Annotated in this window: 32 protein-coding genes and 1 tRNA gene; 6 read left to right on the top strand and 27 right to left on the bottom strand. The window is 34.0% G+C overall.

The features are described from left to right. Position 1: 1 nt before the first annotated feature. From A0O34_RS15070 to A0O34_RS14945, 26 genes are all read right to left on the bottom strand, one after another. The gene (locus A0O34_RS15070) at positions 2–457 is read right to left on the bottom strand and encodes a hypothetical protein (RefSeq protein WP_066756162.1); all 456 of its coding nucleotides are present in this window, start codon (positions 455–457) and stop codon (positions 2–4) included. 217 nt (positions 458–674) lie between these two features. Further along, a complete protein-coding gene (locus tag A0O34_RS22375) occupies positions 675–1,175 on the bottom strand; it encodes a hypothetical protein (RefSeq protein ID WP_157886036.1) in 501 nt (166 codons plus the stop codon). A gap of 33 nt (positions 1,176–1,208) precedes the next feature. Continuing rightward, the gene (locus A0O34_RS15065; protein WP_066756160.1) at positions 1,209–1,925 is read right to left on the bottom strand and encodes a hypothetical protein; all 717 of its coding nucleotides are present in this window, start codon (positions 1,923–1,925) and stop codon (positions 1,209–1,211) included. Positions 1,926–1,987: 62 nt separating this feature from the next. Next, positions 1,988–2,281 (bottom strand): hypothetical protein, encoded by a 294-nt coding sequence (locus A0O34_RS15060; protein WP_066756157.1) that lies wholly within the window; start codon positions 2,279–2,281, stop codon positions 1,988–1,990. Between the two features lie 10 nt (positions 2,282–2,291). Beyond that, a complete protein-coding gene (locus A0O34_RS15055) occupies positions 2,292–2,873 on the bottom strand; it encodes a hypothetical protein (protein ID WP_066756154.1) in 582 nt (193 codons plus the stop codon). Between the two features lies 1 nt (position 2,874). Beyond that, on the bottom strand, positions 2,875–3,372 hold the full coding sequence (locus tag A0O34_RS15050) for a hypothetical protein (RefSeq protein ID WP_066756151.1): 498 nt from the start codon (positions 3,370–3,372) through the stop codon (positions 2,875–2,877). A gap of 12 nt (positions 3,373–3,384) precedes the next feature. Next, positions 3,385–4,395, bottom strand: coding sequence for a hypothetical protein (locus A0O34_RS15045; RefSeq protein ID WP_066756149.1), 1,011 nt, complete (start codon positions 4,393–4,395; stop codon positions 3,385–3,387). Between the two features lie 6 nt (positions 4,396–4,401). After that, positions 4,402–4,845: a hypothetical protein gene (locus A0O34_RS15040; protein ID WP_066756141.1), complete on the bottom strand. Its 444-nt coding sequence runs from the start codon at positions 4,843–4,845 to the stop codon at positions 4,402–4,404. Between the two features lie 3 nt (positions 4,846–4,848). Continuing rightward, complete coding sequence (locus A0O34_RS15035) at positions 4,849–5,661, bottom strand: S49 family peptidase (protein WP_066756138.1); 813 nt, start codon at positions 5,659–5,661, stop codon at positions 4,849–4,851. A gap of 53 nt (positions 5,662–5,714) precedes the next feature. Further along, positions 5,715–5,990, bottom strand: coding sequence for a hypothetical protein (locus tag A0O34_RS15030; protein WP_066756135.1), 276 nt, complete (start codon positions 5,988–5,990; stop codon positions 5,715–5,717). Continuing rightward, positions 5,987–6,442, bottom strand: a complete 456-nt coding sequence (locus tag A0O34_RS15025) for a hypothetical protein (RefSeq protein ID WP_066756132.1) — start codon at positions 6,440–6,442, stop codon at positions 5,987–5,989. The genes A0O34_RS15030 and A0O34_RS15025 overlap by 4 nt, the downstream gene beginning before the upstream one ends. Next, on the bottom strand, positions 6,429–6,923 hold the full coding sequence (locus A0O34_RS15020) for a hypothetical protein (protein WP_157886035.1): 495 nt from the start codon (positions 6,921–6,923) through the stop codon (positions 6,429–6,431). Before A0O34_RS15020 ends, A0O34_RS15025 begins: the two co-directional genes overlap by 14 nt. A 124-nt stretch (positions 6,924–7,047) precedes the next feature. Further along, complete coding sequence (locus A0O34_RS15015; protein WP_066756127.1) at positions 7,048–7,464, bottom strand: hypothetical protein; 417 nt, start codon at positions 7,462–7,464, stop codon at positions 7,048–7,050. Positions 7,465–7,494: 30 nt separating this feature from the next. Then, on the bottom strand, positions 7,495–7,875 hold the full coding sequence (locus A0O34_RS15010; RefSeq protein ID WP_157886034.1) for a hypothetical protein: 381 nt from the start codon (positions 7,873–7,875) through the stop codon (positions 7,495–7,497). Between the two features lie 277 nt (positions 7,876–8,152). Further along, positions 8,153–11,425 (bottom strand): DNA primase, encoded by a 3,273-nt coding sequence (locus tag A0O34_RS15005; RefSeq protein WP_066756121.1) that lies wholly within the window; start codon positions 11,423–11,425, stop codon positions 8,153–8,155. A 5-nt stretch (positions 11,426–11,430) separates the two neighbouring features. Then, the gene (locus A0O34_RS15000) at positions 11,431–11,628 is read right to left on the bottom strand and encodes a hypothetical protein (protein ID WP_066756118.1); all 198 of its coding nucleotides are present in this window, start codon (positions 11,626–11,628) and stop codon (positions 11,431–11,433) included. Then, on the bottom strand, positions 11,594–11,953 hold the full coding sequence (locus A0O34_RS14995) for a hypothetical protein (RefSeq protein ID WP_066756115.1): 360 nt from the start codon (positions 11,951–11,953) through the stop codon (positions 11,594–11,596). The genes A0O34_RS15000 and A0O34_RS14995 overlap by 35 nt, the downstream gene beginning before the upstream one ends. A 5-nt stretch (positions 11,954–11,958) precedes the next feature. Continuing rightward, on the bottom strand, positions 11,959–12,222 hold the full coding sequence (locus tag A0O34_RS14990) for a hypothetical protein (protein WP_066756107.1): 264 nt from the start codon (positions 12,220–12,222) through the stop codon (positions 11,959–11,961). Between the two features lies 1 nt (position 12,223). After that, on the bottom strand, positions 12,224–12,520 hold the full coding sequence (locus A0O34_RS14985; RefSeq protein WP_066756103.1) for a hypothetical protein: 297 nt from the start codon (positions 12,518–12,520) through the stop codon (positions 12,224–12,226). Beyond that, positions 12,492–13,469, bottom strand: a complete 978-nt coding sequence (locus A0O34_RS14980; RefSeq protein ID WP_066756100.1) for an RNA-directed DNA polymerase — start codon at positions 13,467–13,469, stop codon at positions 12,492–12,494. The genes A0O34_RS14985 and A0O34_RS14980 overlap by 29 nt, the downstream gene beginning before the upstream one ends. A 217-nt stretch (positions 13,470–13,686) precedes the next feature. After that, complete coding sequence (locus tag A0O34_RS14975; protein ID WP_066756097.1) at positions 13,687–14,067, bottom strand: hypothetical protein; 381 nt, start codon at positions 14,065–14,067, stop codon at positions 13,687–13,689. A gap of 12 nt (positions 14,068–14,079) precedes the next feature. Further along, a complete protein-coding gene (locus tag A0O34_RS14970) occupies positions 14,080–14,538 on the bottom strand; it encodes a hypothetical protein (RefSeq protein WP_066756095.1) in 459 nt (152 codons plus the stop codon). A gap of 10 nt (positions 14,539–14,548) precedes the next feature. After that, entirely contained in the window at positions 14,549–15,034 is a 486-nt protein-coding gene (locus A0O34_RS14965; protein WP_066756093.1) for a hypothetical protein, read from the bottom strand. A 501-nt stretch (positions 15,035–15,535) separates the two neighbouring features. Beyond that, positions 15,536–15,618, bottom strand: a tRNA-OTHER gene (locus A0O34_RS14955). A 100-nt stretch (positions 15,619–15,718) separates the two neighbouring features. Next, positions 15,719–16,069, bottom strand: a complete 351-nt coding sequence (locus A0O34_RS14950) for a hypothetical protein (protein ID WP_157886033.1) — start codon at positions 16,067–16,069, stop codon at positions 15,719–15,721. Between the two features lie 100 nt (positions 16,070–16,169). Continuing rightward, positions 16,170–16,391: a hypothetical protein gene (locus A0O34_RS14945; RefSeq protein WP_066756087.1), complete on the bottom strand. Its 222-nt coding sequence runs from the start codon at positions 16,389–16,391 to the stop codon at positions 16,170–16,172. A 112-nt stretch (positions 16,392–16,503) separates the two neighbouring features. Here A0O34_RS14945 and A0O34_RS14940 point away from each other — a divergent pair, with 112 nt between their 5' ends. The 6 genes from A0O34_RS14940 (at position 16,504) to A0O34_RS14915 (ending at position 23,533) form a co-directional block, all read left to right on the top strand. Beyond that, a complete protein-coding gene (locus tag A0O34_RS14940; protein ID WP_066756084.1) occupies positions 16,504–16,911 on the top strand; it encodes a helix-turn-helix domain-containing protein in 408 nt (135 codons plus the stop codon). 253 nt (positions 16,912–17,164) lie between these two features. Beyond that, positions 17,165–18,802, top strand: coding sequence for a tetratricopeptide repeat protein (locus A0O34_RS14935; protein ID WP_066756081.1), 1,638 nt, complete (start codon positions 17,165–17,167; stop codon positions 18,800–18,802). A 111-nt stretch (positions 18,803–18,913) separates the two neighbouring features. Continuing rightward, positions 18,914–21,241, top strand: a complete 2,328-nt coding sequence (locus tag A0O34_RS14930) for a T9SS type A sorting domain-containing protein (RefSeq protein ID WP_066756078.1) — start codon at positions 18,914–18,916, stop codon at positions 21,239–21,241. 272 nt (positions 21,242–21,513) lie between these two features. Beyond that, positions 21,514–22,689, top strand: a complete 1,176-nt coding sequence (locus A0O34_RS14925; RefSeq protein WP_066756075.1) for a thioredoxin fold domain-containing protein — start codon at positions 21,514–21,516, stop codon at positions 22,687–22,689. A gap of 3 nt (positions 22,690–22,692) precedes the next feature. Then, positions 22,693–23,322 carry a DUF3575 domain-containing protein gene (locus A0O34_RS14920; protein WP_066756073.1) on the top strand — a complete coding sequence of 210 codons (630 nt, stop codon included), beginning with the start codon at positions 22,693–22,695 and terminating at the stop codon, positions 23,320–23,322. A gap of 4 nt (positions 23,323–23,326) precedes the next feature. After that, a complete protein-coding gene (locus A0O34_RS14915; RefSeq protein ID WP_066756071.1) occupies positions 23,327–23,533 on the top strand; it encodes a hypothetical protein in 207 nt (68 codons plus the stop codon). A 98-nt stretch (positions 23,534–23,631) separates the two neighbouring features. Here A0O34_RS14915 and A0O34_RS14910 read toward each other — a convergent pair whose 3' ends face one another. Continuing rightward, a complete protein-coding gene (locus tag A0O34_RS14910) occupies positions 23,632–24,828 on the bottom strand; it encodes an exo-beta-N-acetylmuramidase NamZ family protein (RefSeq protein ID WP_066759757.1) in 1,197 nt (398 codons plus the stop codon). Positions 24,829–24,830 lie beyond the last annotated feature (2 nt).

The following is a 24,830-nucleotide window of genomic DNA, read 5'->3' as shown; positions in this document are numbered from 1 at the left end:
ATTAATCGTGGTTATATTCTTCTGTTTTTATTTCACCGGATCTTTCTATTATTACTTTAATATGATCACCAAACAGTTCTTTATAGAATTCTTCCGGAATTTCAGACAATGCTTTCTGAAATTCTTCAATAATATTTCCTTCACTCTCAATATAATTCGGATTCAATTTTGTACCTCCATCCCAAATTTCTTTATTGAAGAAATCATTTTCAGCCTCCATATCGCCAGAATCTTCACCATTGATTATAAGATCATCCGTATTTGCACTGAAGGTGCATTCGTCTCCGTCGTTGAAATATGGGGTATATTGCCTCCATCCAACACTTTGAATTTTTTCAGATTTCTCAAATAATGGTTTGAAAATCAAAGGAAAATCCTTTTGTAAGTCTTTCAAAGTTTCCTGTTTTTGCGCTTCTAAAGCTGCCAATTTTTCTTTAATACTATCTAATACTGTCATTTTATTTATTATTTTCAAAATTAAATTCAAAATTTAAAGTATAATTTGGTTAAAGCATGTTTATACGGTTACTTGCTTTAAACGCTTTATCCATTAGAAATTTAGTTGTAAACATTTTAAATCCTGCAGAAGAAAAAATAACTATAACCTGCTTTCTCCCTTTCTGTATTGATTTTATTCGATTTCGGATCCGTTTTTTATTCTTCATCAGATTAAATTATCTTCTCCTAGTTGATGATGAACTTCTGAAGCTACTCGATGATCTGGAAGTGCTGCTACTTCTGAATGAACTTTTATAGCTCGGTGAACTTTTCCTGAAGCTTGAAAAAAAACCGCTTTTACTTTTTGTTCTTTCTTGTGAAGGACTTTTGGAAACTGCTCTTAATGCAGCCTTTTTATAAGTGCTTTTGTATCGTTTCGGGTTTTCCGAAAATGAATACTGACTCTTATACGTCCGATATGATCTGTCAAAAGCCGGCCTATTGTGATAATAATAATTATTTATAGACCGATAACCGCCATTGTTATAAAGACTATTAAATAGAGAATAGGTCATAAAATACTCAATAAGGTTTCCATTATTGTCATACGACTGAACTTTGACCATATTGTTTCCTGAAGAATTCCAGGAAGTCTGATGACTGGGCTGATTCTTTTTACATGAAAACGTTAAAAGTAAAAATGATAATGCTAGAAAACATTTAAAGATTTGTTTCATAATATTTTTTTCAAATAAAATAAAATTCTACCATCAAACAAGTAATTCCAGTATTTTTTCTTGATCTAGAATTAAAACCTCCAGCTGCTCAATTTTATTATTAATGGCAGCTAACTTTCTATTGTAGTCCGGAGCCGTTATTTCAGGAAGCATACTTTCCATTTTAGCAATGGTTTGTTTTCTCCTGCAGATAAGACCGGCAAGGTTTCTTTTCTCCCGGTCAAGCTCCAGAACCGACATATTGGAATAGTCATTTTTGCTTTTAGTTGGAAGTATCCTTTTATTCTCAAGATAATGATCCAGGACTCTTTTACATTTATCAAACTTCTGAATATGCCTGAGCATCTTCGTTTGAAAACTGTAAGCTGAAGCTTCATCTTCCGGATCCACGCCATTGAGTTTTATTTTCAGACTGCAGAGCTTGAGCCAGATCGCAAAAGCATCATGATATGTAGAATGAAGCTCAACCGGATATTGAGTGATTAGTCCTAAAAATTTAGGCTTATCAGGTTCAACCGGATCCGGAACCGGTAGATCTACTTTTTTCTGAGGTTTGTCTACTTTTTGTCTATCGATGTCCAAAGTTTGTCCATGAATATTTTCTTTTTTTTCGTAAGAGATATTCATCTGAGAAAGTAAGTAGCTCAATTTGGATCTATTATCCAAGGTCGGACTTTTATACCTGGCTGCGAGTTTCGGATCTCCTCCGGAACTCAGATACAGTTCTATGTTTTGCTGATGTTTTTCCATAAATAAAAAAAACCTCCATCACTGGAGGTTCCTAACAAATAAAATATAAATAAAAAATGAATCTATTCTGCTTTATCGGCTTTTTTGGCTTTTCCAAAGTTTTTGATAGAACTTTCTAAAAGTTGGATTTCGGCCCTGTAATTTAGATTTTTTCTTAACTGCAGAACTTTCTCCAGGCGTTCTTTAGAAAAATCATTTAACAGTTCTAATCCATCTTTACGAAGGCAGAGCGTTAAAGTACCCTCCTCCCATAGCTCTAATGCATTTTTTGGAACTTCAGTTAATGTCTGTCTTTGTCCATTAGGTCTATTCACGACAGAACCACGCTTTACTACCAATAGAAAATATTTATCCATGATAAAGTTTTTAAGGTGTTGCAGGTTCGTCGGCCAACTCTACAACTTCACCAAGGTAAGTGTAAAGTTTTGTGTTCGCTGAAACCGTCACACCAACTCCGGAATTATCTTCGTATTTCTTACCGGTTGTACCGTCTCCCTTGTCAAAGATCGCAGGAGCATCAGGATTACCAACAATCCATTTTTTCCCGGTACTATCAGGAACACACCAAACCATTGGAGTATTCATGTGAGCATCAATAAAACCGATATTTCTTGCGATGAAGTTTGGAATATAAGCATCAAATTCTACTTTAGGCTTTTTGTTTCCTTTGTTACCTACTAAAGTATTTTTCAGTTCACTTTCATCCACTAACATCGTAATTTTCTTCCAACCTTTCTCAGGTTTAAAAGTGATACTATTTGCTGCAACGGTAATTCTGGCTTCATAACCAGTTGCAGAAGTTACAATTGGTTTTACGAAAGTTAAAAAATGAGCAGCCGGAGCATAGTAAAAATCAATCGCTGTACCACCTACCATGTCTTTATTAGGACAATAGTTAAGGTTTTCTGTAGGTACATTGTCAAATGAGCAATCGTCTAATTCTGGCATTTTATGAAATTTTAATGATTAAAGAACTTTTCCCGCCAATCAATTGTAGAGCAAGATCATAGTTTTCAACAATTTGCTTCTGACTATATGCTTTACCATTAACTGTGATTAATTTCGGAGCTGAGTCAGTAAACTTGTACGGCTCTTCTTCAAATTCAAACTCTAATCCTGGTTCGGATTCTCCGGATTTTTTTCCGGTTTTTTCTTCTAAAGCAGCTTCTCTTTTTTCAAGCGATTCATTAGTTTCATCAACGTATGTATCGAAAGCTGTTTGCTTTTCTGCCAAAGAAGCTTCTCTGTTTTTCAGATCTTCATCTAGTGCTACGTTGGTTTTCACCGCTGCATCAATAGTTTCTCTGTATTCTGCAAACTCTTTTTTCTCAGTTTCAAAGGCTTTGATATCTGCTTCCAATTTTTCAGACTGAGCCTGTAAATCGGCTGCTTTTTGTAAAAGCTCCTCCTCGGTAAGAGGAGTAGCTTGTGTATTTTTTGTTGCCATTCTTATTATTGATTAAGAGATTTTTCTTTCGTTTGGATAGAATAATTTATTCATCGCAGAATCGTTAAGTCCAAGGTTTTTGGTTGCATCTGCAGTATGAATGAATAAATACTGATCAATGGCGAAATTGTACCCTAATGAGAATTCAGAAAGTAACTTCACAATTCTATCCTGCACCTGAACATCAGTGATCACTGCAGGATTCTCCTGAACGTCTACTAATTCAAGGAAGTTCTTATCGATTGTAGTATAAATGGTCCCTTTTGCAAGACCAGGAACACCTACAAGTTCTCTTTTTCCAAACCTTGTTTTAGTTGCTCCACTCTGGTCGAAACTTGGTCTCAAACCAAAAGCATCATCGTAAGCTTCCTGATATTCTTCAGCATCTTCCTGAGATGTAAAAATTTGTTTAACCTTTGGTTTAGCCATCGTCGGAATATCTTTCTCAAATGCAGTAACCTGAGCTAAGATATTATTACTTGTAACAGCATCTCCTGGAATGAAATAAGGTTGAGAAGTCGTCACGATATCAGTAAGAACCTGATTCAAACCATCCATAGAAGCTCCAAAAACAGGAACTGCTGCACCCACTTTTGTAGGATCGAAAATCCCATTAACAGAAAGATAGTCGCAATCATCCAAAATTTTAGCTAATACCATAACCATCATTTCTTTGGTAATAGACTTATCTTGTGGCTTTTTACCTTCATCGAACGAATCTGCGTAGATCGTTCCTAAGATTTCTGCCGGATCCAATACAAAATCTACTTTCTGTCTGAAGGTTTCCATTTTCTTTACTTTGTAAGTAACATCAGTAAATGGAGTAAAAGTTTTTGAATAATATGCCTGTACAACGTGACCCATTAGAGCTACTACATTGGCATAGGTTCCATTAACCTTAGTAATTCTTTGAGCGTATTTGCTCAAGAAAATTTTATCAGACAACAAAGCCGCCTGAAATGCTTTAGGATTATTGTTAATCCATCCGACAATTGCCTGTCTTATTTCTTGTGTATTTAACATGGATGATTATTTTAAAACTGGATATTTACTTGTGTCATTCACAGCCTCTTCAAAGGCATACTTCGGAGCCTGATCACCATTATTGTTCTGGCCGTTGGTAGGAGGAGTTGAATGTGTGTTTGTAGCCTTACCATACTCCTTGCATTTGGCTGATAAATGAGCGACAGCATCTTTAGGACTCATATCTCCCATTTCAAGTTTATTTGCAGCGAAAGCAGCTGTAAGAGATTCTTTTAATTCCCCATCGAACTTTTCGTGATTGGAAATTTTTGTTTCCTGCTCCTTAATAGTTGTATTAAGCGCAGTAACATCATTTGCTTCAAGGGCTTTTTCAACTTTATCGAGTTCCTCTTCAGAAAGTCGAACATGTGATTTGGAAGACATTACGCCAGAGTGTGTTTCCAACACGCTCAAACCCAAAACACTCAATAAAATGGTATGTTTTTTCATAAATTAAAATTTTGCTAATGCTTGTTCTTTTGTTAAAATTTCGTCCACCAAGCCAATTTTTAGAGCCTCCTGTGCGTTGTATGTCTTTCCTTTGAAAACATGACCGTCATCAGTTAATTTTTCGCCGTAATTGGCTTGTATGGTCGAGATAAATTCTTCTGTTATTGTAGCAAGGCGTTGCTGATAAGGCTTTTCGTTACCCTTTATTAATTCTTTGAAATCAGCATTCTTCTCAGTGGATTGAGGAGCATAGATCTCGTAGATTTTTGCACCCCATTTTTCGAACATTGCAGAGAAATCCTGAAAGTTCATGAAGGTTCCGATACTTCCGATGTGACTGGCAAAAGGGCTCGCAACTCTCACATCACAGGCAGAACCTATCCATTCGGCAGCACTGCACTGCATTTCTGAAGTGAAGGACATTGTCGGTTTTTGCATGTTTTTGATAAAGTCTGCGAATTCTGCAGTACCGGAAACTTGACCGCCTCCGGAGTCGATATTGAACATCACTCCGGAAACATTCGGATTGCGATCAATGGAACGGAGAATGCTTTGCATGGTCTGCGTTCCTAAAATGCTGTAAGTGGAATATTTTACGATTGGTCCGACGATATCAAATACCACCGGGTATTTGTTTGCTCCAGAACCGGAGCTCATACTCATCTGAGTATCCAGGGACTTAATGAAATTAGATTCTACCTGCGTTGCAGATAGAAGAGTATTTGTTTTAACACCTAAAACAAATTCAGTTAGAAACGACAATAGAAAAGATTGATCTATTGCCAGTGGCGTATTAAAAAAATTAAGTCCGTGCATCGTTTTGATTTCACGGACAAAAGTGTGTTTACGTTAAAGTGTAGGAAAGGACATTAATTTTCTTTTGAAATCGAATATTTTCCCAAACTTAAAAATGTAACAATCGAAATAAATGTAAATCCTCCAAAAATTACGTAAAGCCAACTCGTCAATCTGGACAAGGTAAAAACCAATTTATTCGAGTTTTCGTAATTAAATATGGCTGGGTATTTAATGACACTATTAACTACATCGCAGTATCCGTGCATAGCTAATAAGATTATTTCGATCATAAAAAATGTTGCAACACCTGTTGCAAACGTACCTTTTGTTTTTAAAAAAAATTTCATAGTGAATGTATTTGAGGTTTAATTATAGTATCTCCAGAAATTGCTATTGTATATTCATCATTGCCGGAATTATCATCCTTTTTATTATCAATGATTTCAATCTTGATTTTCTCTCGCTCATTTCCTAACAACATTTTTTCAGTGTTGGAGTTTAGAACAATGACAAATTTTTTCTTATTGAAATTCTTGTAACATTTATCAACGGTAGCTTTCGACATGTCCAGTAAAGGAAAACTGACATCTATATCGGTAAAATAGTTCCCGTTTTGCGTTTTGGTAGAAATTCCCCTGGAGTAACTCTCCGGAACAATATCATATTTGTACAGAGCTGTTTTCGGATCCGGAAAAATGCCATTGAAAACATTGATGTATTTGATAACTGAAGCTGCATAGATTTCAATGCTTCTGATCTCCCGAAAAAATGACTCAGATTCGTTTTTAAAGTATTCCATTTTTTTTACCCTTTTTTGTGTAATTAATTTTAAGTTTTTGTATCAATTTTAATTTTTGTCGGTTAAAATCTTTTCGCAAGGTTTCATACGTAAGCTCTTCATCCGGGATATCATAAAAATCTAAAAAATTTAGAAGCGTAACCTGATACTCAATTCCGTAATTTTCTTTATTAAGGATAGTTGTTGTAAAAAGTTCTTCCTTGGTTTGACGTTCAAGAGTTTTGGCCAGCTGATGGCTTCGCTTCTGATTAAAAATAAAACCTTTTATCACCGCCTTCCGAACTCCGATATACACCCGAAAATAATCGTTCTGATTTTGTCTTATGTAATCGTATTTAATCTCTGATTTTCTTTTTAGGATCTGGAGAACCGTAAAACCTAATAAGGTTGTTTCTGTAGCCTGAAAATATTCACCATACTTTTTTTCTAAAACCCGCTTCAAATACTTAGGAACCGGAAGCAGAAGGAGAACTTTATCCATCAATATTTTTTCTAATTTCAGCAAATAAAACATAAAATAACCATTAAAAAAAACATAAAAATCCCCGTGACTTTTGTCACGGGGATAATTTGTGTAAAAACTACATTAATTTTAATAAATAAGCCTATTCAGTTGGCTCAAATAAAATGATTCCATGCTGATCAAGGTAATCATATAGACGTTTCATTTCATTAACTTGAAGAAAATATTCTTGCTCAACAAAGTTGTTTTTATTAAAAAAGGTAAATAATTCATTTTCACCTGAAGCCTTTGAAACTTGATGAATAAAAGAATCTAATTTGAAATTAGGTTTAAGATACTTCATATTTGTAAATGAAGAATGTTCACAAATTGTAAATAGTAAATAATCATTTAATAACTCACCCGTATAAATCACAATAAACCATGTTGGCCATCCTGCTATACCTCTTTTAGTATAAAATTTATGAATTACTACATAATTTTCACTAAAAGGAAACATCTGTTTTACTAATTCTTCAACATTTAAATTTTTGATTTGTTTTGATAATTCTGTTTTCATTTTTAATTATTTTATATTAATGATAATTTATTATACTTTTGAAATAACCCGATCATAGATCCAGGCATATTGCGTCATTGGAAAATGAGAATAACTGACTTTTTCGCAATTCTCAATAATATATTTTTTCAGTTCTGAGAGGTCTTTAGGCATTAGCTTGTCGCAAGCTTTCGCAGCCTCAAGCTGAGAAAAAACTTTGCCGACATAAATACATCCACAATACTTTCCGTTAAAATAATTTCCAAAGAAATATTCTTTACTTTCTTCACCATACATCTGCAGAACAGTAAAGCCTTTGTAAAATGAACATAATGTATAAGGCGTAAATTCCAATAATTTTTGTTCTAAAGCCTTTCCAAGCCAGGAATTCTGATCGGCAGGCAGTATTTTATGTTCGGGATATGACATCATATTTTTTTATTTTTTTAAAAAATTTGGGCAAAAAGCCGTTTTCAACATTCAACAGTTCAACATTTTTGATTATCAAATAGTTAGACTTATATTTAGTTGAATCGTGTTGAAATTCAAAAACCTGTTTTCAACATAATTCAACAGTATTCAACACTTATTTCAACATAATTCAACATATAATAATAGTTAACTATTTGATTTATATAATTTTAAAAAATGTTGAATCTGTTGAATTTGGAAATATGCCGTTTATGAATTTTCAACATTTTAAAAAAAATTAAACTCGATTTATGACATCTTCGTGATCACTTGTTTTTAACCCATTGTTTTGTAAAAGGGGTTGCAGGGGATCGAACAGATTTCCGTTCGGATTCCGACCTTGTCGCTGCCAATAGATTGCATTTTCGATATCGTCCTTTGTATCTGCTGGCATTTTAGTCAGATCAAGTGCATATACCGATGCTGAATTGCTTTTCTCTTTCTTCTTTAACTTCTGATCATACGGTGTCCCAGGTTCTTCCTTCTCTTCAATTTCCATACGTTTCTTAGTTGCTTCAATGAAATAGCTTTCGTTTTTGATTTCATCCTGGAATGTTCTGATACCAGGGCAGCCTTCATTAAATCTTGGGAACCACTCAGTTTGAATTCTGGAAAACACTGAAGTAAACTGGATATATAGGATATCTCCATCAATTTTATAATCTCTACCTTCCTTCAGCTGTGTTACTGAATTGCCACGAAGCGCCACCATAAACAGCTGCCAGAACTTGATAAATATTGACGCTGATGAAATCTTGCTCCGTAAATTAGCTGCGAGGTCGTCAAAGGCCTTCAGCATATCATCTAATGAGAATGGGAATATAAATACATTGGCATCTCTTAAAATCTCATAGGTTGCACCCAAAACCGCAAAATTTGTGATGATACGGTCAATAGCCCCAACAAATGCCGGACGCTTTGATAATGTTTTCTTGTATAAATTAAATTTGTCAGAGAAATTGTCTACGAACGCAGTACGTTGCCATATCACCTTATCCATGAAGCTCGTAACAGTTTCTGTCAGCATTTTAGCCAATTTTTTATATTCTTCAACTTCCTGATCATTGAATATATATTTTTTCATCTCTCCAAAAACCAAACGGCTCATTAACGGCACATCCATAGGATATTCATTCCCGGTGATCATAGCCGAACAAAGAATCGGAATCATATCGGTAGATACTTTAGAGTCCATGGTACCAATTTTATAACCGTTTTTACCCCATAGTTCCTTTAGCATTCCAACATTATCCCGGTTTGAATTGGTGTACTCTGATAAATGCACAACCATGTTTGAAAATTCTGCAAAGGATCTCAGTTTTGCCTTACCGGTAGATTGCCCGTTTTCCAGAGAAATTAGATCGGTTTCAGTAAATCCGAACATTCTCTTTATACAGCTGAATAATTGATCTTTTCCGGTAGAAGCCGGACCATACAGGAAAAACTCCGGAAAACCTTTTGCAACATCAAATATGATATCCTGATGTGCTGTAGCGAACGCAAATAAAATCCCAGGTATCGCAAATTCTCTGTGCACTTTATACATTTGTGACAGGTAATCTTCTATACTAAAGCTCACAGTCTTCAGGACTAATTTCTTCTGTTGCTGAAAGCGGTATGGATTCGTTTTATAGATTTCATTGGCCGACGGAACATAGTATGTATGGCCGTCAAAATGGAAGATTCCGTCTTTGTTGATTGGGATACTCGGCTTTCCGGGAATCGTAACTGAATTATTCCAACAAAAGAAACCTTCGGGGTTCCAACCCAATATATCAACCTTTCGGCCGACTCCCATTTTATCGAATAGATAAGTTTTAAGTTTTCTTAAATGTTTTGTATCTCCAGAGAAAACATAATTTCCCTGGTCCGATAAAGCATCTTCAAATCTCTGGAGAGAGTTCAGCGTATTTGCTGGCACATCAAAGATTCTCTCTTCATTATCAGTATTACAGACACGAAGAAGTTTTTTAGGAAACTTATCGTCATTCATGTGCTGCAGGATCTCAATACTAAAGTTTGAAACGCTCTCAAATGTTATTGGCCACGAATAAGAATCCTGCATGTAGATCTGATTATTGTCAATGAACAATTCGTATTTATCTACAAGCGGTTCAATGTCCTCAAAAGACATGGTAACTCCGTATGGCCGTACAAATTTCTCAGATGCTGCGTTTAAAATTTTCACCTGCTCAGCCTCTTGCTCACGGAGGAGTTCTTTGATAAGAGCAGGCTTTACTTTGGCTTCTTTTTGAAGGCGCTCAGAATAAAGATTTCTCAATGCGATATCAGGAATTCTGGAGATAGTTTTTATAATCTCCCGGATCCCATTTGTTCGATCCAATTCATCACCCTTATTTTTTTCCTTCAGGAAAACTTCAAACCCATTGGTAATGTAGGGTTGCAGGGACTTCGAAAGATTTATGTCTTCAGATATTAATCTCCGGCAAACATCTTCCGGAGGAATAATTCTGCTATAGTCATCCGGATCCAGATCATTTGGTAAAAAACAAACTTCAACCGCAAAACCGAGCTCTAAAAGTTTCGCTACATATTGAGAAACTTTTTTTTGTCCTGCAGCGTCACCGTCTAAACATAAAGTGATCTTTGAAGTGAGCTTCTTCAGCTTTTTCATCTGTTCGATGGTAAAGGCAGTTCCACTTACTGCAACAGTATTTTCCTGGCCACAAAGATGCCAGGCGATGACATCGTTATATCCTTCAACAATCCAGACTCTATTTTGTTTTACGATAGCATTTTTAGCGATATTAAGGCCGTAAAGCGTTTGTTTTTTGTCATAAAGCTCATTTTCAGATGGATTCATCCACTTGGCATAATCATCGTTATTATCAAGCCTTCTGGAGGCGAATCCTGTAAGTTGGCCGCGCTCATCACGAATTGGATAAACAAGCTTGTTAAAAAGCTTATCTGCATTCGCATCGTTGATTAATCCTAATTTTTTACCGGCTTCAACATTCCCGGCTTCAGAAAATAGATCATACATGAAGTAGTTTCCCGGAGCATAACCAAGACCCCAGTCTTTTACATCTTCATCGGAGTATCCACGTCTTTTTATTTCGAGCCATGCCGGGTGTGATCTTTCTAACTTAAAAAGTTTATTTTGAAATTTAACAAGTAAAGCATCTAAGTATTTACGGAGATTTTGTTCTTTTTCTTTTTTAAGTTTAATTTTTTCTGCAACCTCCGGATTTTCATACTCAATGGTTTTCCCTTGTTTTTTAGCTAGGTCTTCAATTGCTTCTACATAAGAACAATTGTTTTTATGCATGATGTAGGTCCATATATTTCCGGCTTTTCCGGAACTAAAATCTTTGAATAATTGTGTTGTAGGGTTAACACAGCAGCTTGCTGATTTTTCGTCTGTGAATGGAGATTTACAAAAATAATTAACACCACGCTTTTTAACCGGATCTTCGTACGTGTGAAAAACTTCTATAATATCTGCATCCTGCAGTACTTTATCTATAAATTCTTGTTTTATATATGCCATGGTTATTAGACCAGTATTAAGTGCGGTTCTATTACAAATCCAAATTCAGAAAGAAGGATATTAACTTCAGATATTTTTGAAAGATCAGTTTCAGTGTCAACTTTAATTACACTGGATCTTTTCGGTAATACCTTCTCACCAAGCTTTTTTCTGAGTCTGTATGCTGCATTATATTTCTTTTTCAGATTGCCCTTCTTTTTCATAATTGGATTTTATTAGTTTATTCTTTTCGGAGATCAGACCGAGCTCGATCATTCTCTTTCTATACCAGGTTACATTGCCGTTAAATTTTAGGATTATAAGAGAGTGAAATTCCTTTTGTGAGATAAAGTCCCGTTTTTTAAAAACCTCCCTGCAGAACTTTTTATAATTGCTATTTCTGTTTGATACAATTATTTTTTTTTCTGCTTTATAACCAGAACTTTTGCTGATGGACTTCTGCTCCAAAAGCTTTTTTTTCTCTTCAAATGATGTTTTCCCATCATTTAAAACCCTGGTATAAGAATTGAGTTTGAAAAATTTGCTCATGATATTCAATCATCGGGTTTAAATTCATCCAAGGCAAGGAAGTAAATTCCCATCGCCATTATTTCCTGATTATTGGTCGAATTGATATTCATAGCTTCATTGTAATATTTCCAATATTCAAAATCTTTATCCGGATAAACCTCTTTAAATCTCTTGAAGTTTATACGGTGTAATTCTACTTGTTGCTTAATTTTAAGTTGCAGGAAATCACCTGAATCAACATTTTCGTAAGCTTCTTTTACTTTAATCTTTATCTGTTCCGCTGTCATTCTAGGTAAATAATAATCGTTTATCGTTTTTCTTAATTGTTGTTTTGAAGGGAAATTTATCTTCAGGAACTTGGGAAATTAGATCCATCAAATTTTTTGATCCCGTAAATACCACTCTTTTATTTTCCTCTTTTTCAACTTGTAAAGTGAGATACTTTGTTCCTGCTTTTTTTGTTGAATCTTTTATTTCAAATCCGTGAATGATGACTTCTATATTTAAAATATCGTCTATTTCAATTTTTTTTCCTATAAATGTGTTTTCTTTCGGTTTAATGTTTAAATCTTTGAAGTTGAACATCTGTTGTTAGTTTTTTTAGTAAGTTCCGGGAATTACAATGTTTAGCCCAGCCCATATAAGATGCTAGTGACGATTTGTTCGGATTTTTCTTCATCATCTTTGCAAATCTTTTTTTTATTGATTTTCTTAATAATACATGCGAATGGTAATGCTTATATCCTACAAAGTCAATTCCTCGTTTTGCAACCGGAAAAACCTGCCAGTTATTTTTAACTTCTAGTTTTAAATTGAATTTAAAATACCTTTCAATATCCTTTAAAAGTTGATGCAAATAGCCTTTGTCATGATGTAGAATTACTATATCATCAGCATATCTGAAATAATACTTAATCTTTAAATTCTCCTTTATCCAATGATCAAAATAAGTTAGGTAGAAGTTTGCCAAATACTGACTAAGATAATTTCCTATTGGAAGTCCGGGTGCGCTGTCGATGATTTCATCAAGCAACCATAGAAGATCAAAATCTTTAAATTTTCTACGTAATAAAATCTTCAAAATATTATGATCAATATTCGGATAAAACTTTTTTATATCCAGTTTTAAGCAGAAAGTAGTTTCATGTTGATTTCTTAATGATTTCCTTAGATTTGATGAAGCTTTATGAATTCCACGACCTTTTATACAACTGTAAGAATCTGCTGTAAATACAGCCACAAAAACAGGCTCTAAAACATTCATTATTGCATGATGGCATATTCTGTCCGGATAATATGGAAGACGGTAAACATCACGCTCTTTTGGCTCAAAAACCTTAAAAATATCATACTGTGAAGTTTTATAATTTTTACTTATCAATAAATCGTGAAGCTTCAGTATATTTTCTTTTTTATTTTTGTTATGAATACGCACACCGTATTGCCTTATCTTGCCTTTCTGTGCCTTTTCGTCAGCTTTTATTAAGTTTTCTATACTAATGATCTGTGAGAATAAATTATTCAATCTTTTCATAGCCTTTGCTTTAAAAAAAGTCGTTTTCGGAAAATCCTACCAACGCCCTTTGGAAAGTTTTTTATTTTTTACCGAGAGGTAAGGTTTATGGTACTTTTATTTTTTGCTACATAGGTGAGAGCTGCAATACGAATGCGAGTCCTGATCAGCGGAGTCGCCGAACGAGAACCGACCAGACGAGGACGAACTAAACCCAAACACCATACAACCTTTTTTTTTAATCGATCACGAAATATTCTCTATACAACTGCTCAAACTGTTTTCCTGCATAATCTGCCAGTTTTTCAGATTTAAAGCAAAGGCGAGAGCCGCAAAACGAACGCGAGCCCAGATCAGCGGAGCCGCCGAACGAGAACCGACCAGACGAGGACGAACCAAACATATAAAACCAAGGATACCACTTATCCCACTTTCCATTATTCCAATCATGGATATGACCTTCATTAAGCGCCTCGCAAATAACCGTGAGTTTAAAATGTGCTATTAATGGTTTTCTATCCTTTTCAGGGATCATACTGAAATCCGGAAGTGTTGTTTCTCTGTTAAGAACCTTACAGGCATCTTCGTAATTTTTTACTTTTTCTGTGATATTTGACATTTTGTGTATATTTTAAATTGTGAAAAATTTTCTATAAATTTCTATGAATGTTGTGGCTGCATAATCACACAATTCGCGAGATTTAAAGCAAAGGCGAGAGCCGCAAAACGAATCCGAGCTCTGATAATCGGAGCCGTAGAACGAGAACCGACCAGACGAGGACGAATCGTCCATATCAAACCAAGGAAAATATTTCCACTGATTATTATTTTGCCAATCTGGCGGAAAGTCTTCATTTAAAGCCGATACAATCAATCTTAACTGTCTGTAAGCAATCTCATCATCTGTCAGAAACGAACATTCTTTTTTGAACACATCCGAGTTGATACCATGATATAATAAAACATCATCAAAATGCTTTATTCTTTCTTTAATATCCTTTGGTTTTGGAGCGAACTTTATTTCGCCTGTGCTTTTATCAAAGCTGTCAATTTGAAATCCTTCAGGTACTTGAATTTTTAATATTTCCATTTTTTATAAATTAAATTGTGAATGCTTTTTCGTAGATATCAATGAATTGTTTTGCTGCATACTGTGCCAACTCTTTTGATTTGAAGCAAAGGCGAGAGCCGCAATACGAAAGCGAGCCCCGAGCAGCGGAGCCGCCGAACGAGAACCGACCAGACGAGGACGAACTCATATTAAACCAGTTATACCATTTATCCCACTCGCCATTATTCCAATCAGGTGTGTATTCTTCATTCAAAGCTTTAGTGATAACTACAAGCATCTGAGAGTAAAGTATATGACCGTTAATACCTGAAGCTTCAAGCTTTAAATAATGAATTACATCCGGATCATCTTCTCCAAGTTCCCCCACTGCGTCATCGATACTTTTAATACGGTCAGTAATTTTTTGTAAGAATACTTTTCCTCCAAAAAGATTTTCTAGTAAAATTTTACCTTTCGGTGAAGCTTCTTTATGTGCTTTTAAAGCCGCTTCTTTTGTAATTTCTAAAATGTTCATTTTATATTTATTTAATGTTTTGATTTAATAACTGAGTTCCACAAGAAGTACAGCATGAGGTTTTTCGTAAATCTTCGATAGATCCGCACTTTGGACAGGTCCTGTTAATTTCATGATTATGATGCTTTATAAACTCACCAATTGTTAAATTAGGAAGGGGTTTGTTTTTATAAGAGTTTACAAACTCTTTTACTTTTAGATCCATAAAGTTTAATTTTCTAAATAATAAAACCCGACCAGCATTTTGCTAGCCGGGCAGAAACTAATAACCATGAAAACTCATTAAACATGAGAATCGCACGAGGAAAAGGATTCGAACCTTTACGAATGGTTTTGGAGACCATCATGCTACCATTACATCATCCAAGCATTTTAAAAAGCCCGGCCGAAACCGGGCAAAAACTAATAACCATGAAAACTCAAATTAAACATGAAAAAATCAAATTAAAATATGAGAATCATTAATGCGAGCGCAATTTCCTGTAGCTTAACCTCGCATTGTGGAGAGAGAGGGATTCGAACCCTCGCCTTAGGATCATGTTAATGTGGCCACCCTTGCTCTATCCTGACTAAGCTATCTCCCCATCAAAGCACTTTTTGAACGCCTGTCTGATTGGGACCAAGATTTAACAAAATTTAACCTAACGATTACTTGAAAATCCCTTTCTATAAGTGCTTTATATTTTATCGTCTGAATGGTGAACTCCCAAAAATTGTGTCGAAAATTGATGTTTCCTGACGACGTGAATCAAAGACTTTTCTAAATTTGTAAAAGCTTACAGCGTCAAAAATCACTTCTTTTATTTCTGGTGATGCCTCAAAAGCTTCCTGATATAATAAAATCATATTTGAGGGCGAACCCTGGATAGCAGAAATACCTTTTTCTACTCCCTTACATATTTTATCATTTTCTGTAACATTTATTGAAAACGTTACACTTTTAGGAGCCTTGTTTATTAAAGCTCTCAGTTCAGAAATGAACATTTCATTTGTTAACAAATTCTCAGTTGTCTGATTTTGGTCTTGTTTTTCCATTTTATTTATTTTTTTTAAATTGTTTAAAAAAAAAGGCACTGCACTCCTGGAGCTGGTTTTCACCCTTCATGCCTTCAGTTAGAATTAACAAACGGAATTATTATTCCGATTTTTCTCCGACGATATCAAATATTTCTTCTTGTTGATATCCGTTTTCCTTATAAAAGTTGATTTGTTCCGGTAATCTAAGTATATCACTTTCTCTTTTTGCAAGTCTTATCACCGTATCCTGTTTCTTCTTTAAATGCAGGCTTAAAGCCAGGGAGAATTCATTATCTGAAAGAATTCTGTTTAAAATTTTTGAGGATAATAGATATTTCATATTTTTACGGAAGTTTTTTACGGAATTATTATACGGACAAAATTAGAATAATTGTTTGAATTATCCAAATTATTATTCTAAATATTTTAACAATTAAAACAAAACTCTGAAAATGAGCGAATTAAAGGATAGGATTAAAATTTTATCAGAAGAATTATTTGAAGGAAACCTAACAAAATTTGGGAAAAGTATTGAAACAAGTGATACTTCTATCTCAAATTATATAAATGGCTCTTCCTTTCCAGGCTTTCAGTTTATATTCAAATTATGCACGAAGCTTAATATCGATCCTAATTGGCTGATTTTAGGTCTTGGAGAAAGGTATTTATCCGAAACAATAAATAATGTAAATGGGAATGATAATAATGTTGGATATCAGAAAATCGGAAATAATAATTCGAACATTACTCAAGTAATGCACAGTAATGACATTCTTCATAACGAAAATGACGCTCTTAAAAGAGAAAATGAGCTACTCCGTGAAATGCTTGAAATACTAAAAAATCAAGGAAAAAAATAATTATTGCCACAGTATTGCCACAGTAAAAAAATTAAACAATTAATAAAGAAGTACTTAGAGTCGTTGAAATATTCCTGGAGAAACCACAAAACCACCTTAATCAAGGTGGTTTTTTTATGTCCAAATTCTTCATTTTAAATTTAAAGATTCAAAACTAGATTAAGATTAGGCTCTGTTTTCTAGTTTTTGTGTAATTTTAATCGCAAATTGGGATTTATACATTAATTAAAATACTTTTAGGCACACATTTACGATGAAGCACCTTATTTTGTTATTCTTGTTTATTTTATCATCAGGTCATCTTCTTGCCCAAAAAGATGACGCTGCAGAACATTGTGATGCTTTAATAAAAAAAGGAATTGATGCTTTATATAAAAAAGATCACTCTGCCTCTTTAGAAATTTTTGCCGAAGCCAAAAAAGTTGCCGAACAAAATAGTTTGTACCAACAGCAGTTTATTACCACAAACTGTATTGGACTTAATTATTATCAAATGTCCGATTACAGCACCGCTTTAGATTATTATTTAGAAGCGTACTCCATTGCTGTAAAATATTTGAAGAGCGACCGTGAAATGACGGTTTTAAACAACATCGCCCTCGTTTATCTTCAACAGGGAAAATATAAAGAATCCGAAAAACATCAAAAAAGAGCCTACGATCTTGCGGTTGCCAATAAAGATCAAATTGGCATTGCGATCTATTCGAGTAGTTTGGCTGATCTTTATAACATAACTCATCAACTCGATAAAGCGTTGGAATATATTAAAATCTCCAGAGAAGCTTTAAAAATAAAAAATAATGTAAGAACAGACATCGATCTTGATCTCGCAGAAGCTAAAAATTTTGTTGAAAGAAATGAATTTGACAAAGCCCTCAATATTCTGGAACCTCTTTTACAAAAATTAAAGAGCAAGGAATATATTGATCACAGAATTTCGGCATTATTAATACTTTCGAAAGTTTATTTGGGTAAAAAACAAAGTGATAAAGCCATTTCCTACGTCAATCAGGCTCAAAAAGAAAACCTGAATTATACGAATACAAAAGATATTTACAATCAGTTTTCGAACCTGTATTTCAGTTTGGGAAATTATGATAAGGCTTTACAATACAAAGATTCTGTGATTATTGTTAAAGATTCGCTTAATGCAATTAAAAATCAGGCGATGTACCAAAATAGTGAGATCAAACTAAAACTTCAGGACTCACAAAAAGAACTTAAAAGCGAAAAAAGGTTAAAATTTTACGTTGCTGCATTCTGTATTTCAATTTTAGCTTTATTGAGCTGGCTGTTCAGAACACTTTATTTAAAAAACCGACAAAAAAGAACTATTGCTGAACGAAATGAGCAGATTATTACATTAGAATTAAAAAATAAAGAAAACGATAATCTTTTACTCGAACAACAGATCAAAGAAAAGGAAACTGAAGCTCTTCTGGAAAAAGAAAAACTCAAAAATGAACTGGAAAGCAGAAACCGAAAACTAGCTGCAAATGCCATTCATATCGCTCAAAGAAATGATAAAATTGAGGAATATATTCTTAAACTGAAAAAGAATCCGGAAATCATTAAAAACGATCAGCTTTCTCAACAATTGGATCAGTTAAAATTAATTCTGACCAAAGAAGACAGTAATGATGATGATTTTTTAACCCACTTCGAAAAAATCAACAGCAAATTTATCGACAATTTAAAAGAAAAGCATCCAGATCTTACTTTGAATGATATCCGATACATCAGTTACATTTACATGAATCTTTCAACCAAAGAAATTTCATCCATTTTTAATATCACTATTGAAGCCTGCCGAAAAAGAAAAGAAAGGGTTTCTAAGAAATTGAACCTCGCCAACTCAAATGACTTATTTAGTTATTTATCAAATATTTAGATAAAAAAGTCACGTTTTTTCTCGTTCCGGTCTTACTAATTCCCTCGTGATTTAGCTTAAAGTTTTTTTCAAAAAATAAATTTGTGTCTATTAATCAATAGAACAGTTATTATGAAGAAAACAGTATTTACTTTATTTTTTATTCTGATTCTGCAATTTACCTATGCGCAGGTAAGCTTCGCAGGAAATCCGGAATATGGACAGTTACGAAATTTTGTTTACGACAAAACTGTTCCCAACAAAATTTACGCAACAACTTATATTGATAAGCACATTATGGTCTCCAACAACAATGGAACAACCTGGAATGTCTTATACACCCTTCCCTACCCGGAATATGCGCCAAGCATTTCACAAATGAGACTTACCAATAATGGTACAGCATTGAGTTTTATCCAATACTTCGGTTTAGGAAGTACGCTAAACAGAGTTATTGTATTGAATTTATCAACTTTAAGCATTTTAAAAGAATACAATATGCCTCCCAACGAAGCTGTTGAAAGCATTAGCAATTATTCGATTCTTGATAATGGTAATATGAATACCGCAACCATGTTTGCAAAAGGCGACAATGATAAATTTTTTAAAACGACCAACGGCGGAACTACCTGGACGAAGGTTTTTGATGCTGCAAATTATGAAAATGTCCTTGTAAACGATGCTATTATGGATCCTACAGACCCTCAAAAACTTTATATCGTACGTAACGGAGGTCCCGGAAATGTAGATGGAGGTTTATTAAAATCAACAGATGCAGGAGCAACTTGGACAGAAAAACTTAACGGACTTATCCTACAATCAATCGCAATTAATCCTTCTAATCCGAATATTATGTATGCAGGAACTGGTGTTCTTTGGACGTATCCAAATCAGCATGAAGCAGTTTACAAATCTACAGATGCAGGAAATGCTTGGACAGAACAAACTGGTATTACATGGTCTACAAATCCTATTGGACTAAAAAATGTACCGAAAATTGAAATAAACCCTTATAAACCAAGCCACGTAGTTGTTTTAGCTGACGACAGAGTTGCAGTAACAACAAATGACGGGACAACGTGGACTACCACTCCACACGCTGGTTTAACAGACGGAAGTTCTTATTATTATGGAATTGATGCCACATTTGATCCGAATAATTTAAACAATGTTATCATTTCCAACAACCGTTTTCCAAAATTCTCATCAGACAGAGGAGTAACGCTTACTTCTATAGCAAATCCGTTTTTTAATGGAATGGGAAAAATAAATGTAATTAATGATAATGGTGTTGATAAGTTAATTTATGGAGTACAATATGGCTACACTGTAAAAAATCTTACCAACAATCAGGAAATGCCAATCAGCGTAATGCCTCTTAACGAAAGCCCGATGGATGGACAAATTGGACTGATGTATATCGACAAAAAGCATGCAGGAAGAGTCTATACCTATGAATCATCTTTTATGGGAAATAACATCAATGTAAGTGATGATTATGGAACTACTGTAACACCGCTTTACAATACTTATGACACTGGCTTTACCGCTGCAGAAACAGATCCGGCTAATCAAAATATTGCTTGGATTGCCACTTTCAATGGTGTCAATGCAACTTTGATTAAATCTGATTTTACAAATACAGGAAATCCGGTAAACGACATCATCACTTTACCTTATGATGAAGATTATATTTATGGAATTAAAGTAAATCAAAACAACTCCAATGAAGTATTGGTAACCGTTGGTAACAGATTGTTTAAAACTACAAACAGTGGAACTTCATGGACGGAAATTACTGCAGGTTTGCAAGGTTTAACGCTTCCGAATATTGCTTTAAGCTTAGTTCAGAATCCAATAAATACAAGTCAGTACACAATGGCCGCTTCAAATGGTATCTACACTTCAATTGATGCAGGAAATACATGGTCTAAGATCTATGACGGAATGGTAAATAAAGTTGAACATTCAACAAAACAAAACGGACAGATCATAGGAATTACCAACACGTATTTAACTACTCTTCCAAAAGTTATCTACACTAGCAACGGAGGAACAAACTGGCAGGAAAAAACGGCCTCAAACTATTTCAACACAACAGTTATTGATGGTACAGCCCGCTTTGTAGACGCTACAACTGCTGAAATTTATTTGACGACCAATTCTTTAGGTATTTTAAAAGATGTTATCTCTTTCACAAACTTAGGAACTTCAAATCCGGGTATTTTAAAAGATGATATCAGTATTTATCCGAATCCGGCTCAGGACGTAATCAATATTAAATTAGGCAAAAATGCTACGAAGTTTAAAGTAACGATCTACAGCACAGCAGGACAATTGGTTTTAACATCAGAAAACAAATCAAGTATAGATATTTCCGGTTTAATAAAAGGAGTTTATCTTCTGAAAATAGATCAGGCAAATACACCAACAATAATTAAAAAGGTTATCAAAAAATAGCTTCTTTAACGTTTTTTACAATCCTTAAACCGCCTCTCCCAAAGGCGTTTTTTTTAATTATGCCTGAATTTTAATCAATAAAGAATAAAAAATCAATTATTATAAATAAAGGAAGAATAACCGTTCATTTATTATATTTTTATTAAAATCTTATAACATTTTATAGCTCAGTTATCATTTTAATATATAAAAACAAATCATACTTTCAATACTATTCATCTTCCATTTACGTTGAAAATAAGTATATTCGCTTTTTTAATTTTAAATCAAACATGAAGAAGATCATCTCTGGATTATTTTTATTCTCTACCATCATTACATTTGCTCAGGAAGCAATAAAGTTTCAGGAGTTACCGTTTAAAGATCTCGTTGCTAAAGCAAAAAAAGAAAACAAAATTGTTTTTATAGACGCTTATGCTTCTTGGTGTGGCCCATGTAAAATGATGGAGAAAAATATATTTACTCAAAAATCTGTCGGAGATTATTTCAACTCCAGTTTTGTGAATGCAAGATTTGATATGGAGAAAGGTGAAGGAAGAGAAATCGCTGCGAAATACGGAGTTCGTTCGTACCCAACTTATCTGTTTTTAAACGGTGACGGAGAATTGGTTTCTCAAAACTTCGGTTACATGGAAGAAAGTCTTTTCTTATCGATGGCCAAAGAAGTAAATTCACCAAATAACAAAAAAGGTTCTCTAAAAGACCGTTTTGCAAAAGGGGAAAAAGATTCTGAATTCTTGGTTAATATCATGAAATTAAATTCAACAAGCGATTTTGATTTTGCCAAAAAAGCCTCTGAAAGATATTTTGAAAATAAAAAGAAAACCGATGAACTTTCAAAAGATGATATCGGATTTTTATTCTTCTTTTTAAAGTCTACCGAAGACTCAAATTATAAAATTTTCACTTCGAAAAAAGCAGAAATCATTAAATTTTTACCCGAGGAAACTTACAAAGAATTTGATAATCAGTTAAAATTAGCAAAAGTTGTTGAGCAATCTATTGATGATAAAAATAAAAAAATCAACGACGAATATTTCATGAAAATAGCCGAACCGTTGGTTGGAAAACTTGATGCTCAGACTAAGCTTAATCAGACAAAATTAGCCTATTACGAGCAAAATGCCAATTTTCCTGAATACGAAAAAGCAGCGTTAGAATATTATAAAAATTCTGATTCTTTCGAACCAAACGAATTACTAAAAACAGCATGGATTTTTTCTGAACATATAAAAACACCATCATCATTAAAGAAAGCTCTTGAATGGGCAGAAAAATCTGTAATGAGAGGGGAAACTTCGGAAAACACTTATATTTTGGCAAGACTTTATTTCTTAACAGGAAATAATGAGATGGCAAAAACTTACGCTGAAATGTCAAAAAATATAGCATCCCAATCTCAAAAGGATTCTACTCTGGCAGAAGGGTTATTAAAACAAATAAAATAACAAATGTTGAAAATTAAATTGCTTACAGGATTCCTAACCTTATTTTTATTAGGAACAATCAATGCTCAAGAACAAGACAATAGTGAAAAGAGTGTTTATGTAAAAGTAAATGCTCCATTTTTACCTATAGGAATTTTAAATGCAGGTTTAGAACATCAAATCAGTAAAAAATATACCGTACAAGCTGATGTTTTCATTTCTCCATGGAAATCTTTTGCAGGCCATGAACTGCAGAACTACTCTGTATCTTTAGAAGGAAGATATTATTTTAATGAAGCTTTTAAACATTGGTATATCGGAGCCAATATTGCTGCATCTGCCTTCACGTTACAAAAATGGAGCTACTGGAGTGATGGTGAGTTTATTAATGAACATAATGGAGATTTATTAGTATATTCAAATCTTTATCAAAAGGGGTATTCTATTGCATTGGGAATTACAGGAGGTTATCAATTCCAACTATCAGACAGGTGGAATATGGATATATATGCAACCGTTGGTACTTCGCAAGGTTTTTACAAAGGTTATGACCGTACAACAGGCAAACGTTATGATGTTGCAGAAAAATATAACAAAAGTGGTGAAATTCTCCCGTACAGAGGCGGAATCATGATCTCTTATAAATTAAAATAATACAATGAAACTTTTCGGAAGAAACCATATCATCATATCAGCGATCACCTTTGTCATTCTTTTTTTAATGAATTTCATCGGAAATGATCAGGCTGATAAATTACAAAGTGCTTTAATGATCGCGGGTGCAGGAGTTATTGGTTTAACGATCGGGCTTTTCATCCTGAATAAAGGTAAAGACGATAAAACTCCCCCACCGGATTTTGATTAGTCAGAATATGAATTGTCAATAGTGAATTCGCTTGCGCTTGTGTGAATTTTAAAATTGACTGGCTTAGCCAAATTGACTGTTGACAATTCACTTTTCTTTTAATTTTCGTAAACAACGTATTTCGTTCTTATTTTCTCAAATTTATCTAAATCCGTTTTCCAGGAAGCTTTAATTTCTTTGATCGATTTTCCTGCGATGATTTGTTTTCTCAATTCATCTGTTCCGGCTAAAGTATCAAACCATAAATTTTTCAAGAAGAAATCCTGCTGTGGATTTTTGTAGTTTTTATAGGCTTTAATAACCCATTCAAGGTTTAATTCTCGTAAATCTGTAGGATAATTTGAAAGATTTTCTCCGTAACATAATTTGCCATTTAAGAAAGGATCTTTTGCACCAAAGTTGGGTTTTGGAGTAAATTGATAAGGCAGATCTTTTGTCCATGGAGAACCGTAAATCTGGAAGGGCAAATCTGTTCCTCTTCCCGCCGAAACCTGCGTTCCCTCAAAAAAACATAAACTTGGATATAAATTGATGGATTTATCGTTTGGTAAATTTGGGGATGGTTTATCTAAAATTGGATAACGCATTTTCTTATGATAATTTTGCATCTGGATCAAAGTATATTTTGCCTGAACTCCATTTTTCAGCCACTTTTCGCCATTCACCATTTTTCCGTATTCACCGATTGTTAATCCGTAAACGACAGGAACTTCATGCATTCCTACAAAACTTGTCCATTTTTTCTTTAAAACAGGTCCATCTGTGTAACCATCATGCGGATTAGGTCGGTCTAAAACCATGATCTCAACATTATTTTCCGCTCCGGCTTCCATTAAATAGGTTAACGTAGAAATATACGTGTAAAATCTTGCCCCAACATCCTGAATATCAAAAATCACAATATCAAGTCCTTTCAATTGCTCAGGCTTTGGCTTTTTATTATTTCCGTACAAAGAAACGATAGGAATTCCTGTTTTTACATCTACTCCATTTTTCACCTTTTCACCTGCATCAGCATCACCTCTGAAACCATGTTCAGGAGCAAAAATTGATTTTATTTTAATATTATTTTTAACTAAAAAATCTACCAAATGAGTTTTGTCGCTCATCAAACCTGTCTGGTTGGTCACGATCCCTATTGTCTTTCCTTTTAATAATGGCAAATATGTTTCAGGACGGTCTGCTCCGGTTTTAAAAGTACCGACATTACCCGTTTGAGAATAATACTGATTGAATACTCCTAAAAAAATTAGGCAAATCAGAAGTAAATTTTTAATTTTGAAATCTAAATTCATAA

It is taken from the genome of Chryseobacterium glaciei (assembly GCF_001648155.1).
GTDB classification, from domain to species: domain Bacteria; phylum Bacteroidota; class Bacteroidia; order Flavobacteriales; family Weeksellaceae; genus Chryseobacterium; species Chryseobacterium glaciei.
This window is presented reverse-complemented; position numbering and strand designations above follow the sequence as displayed.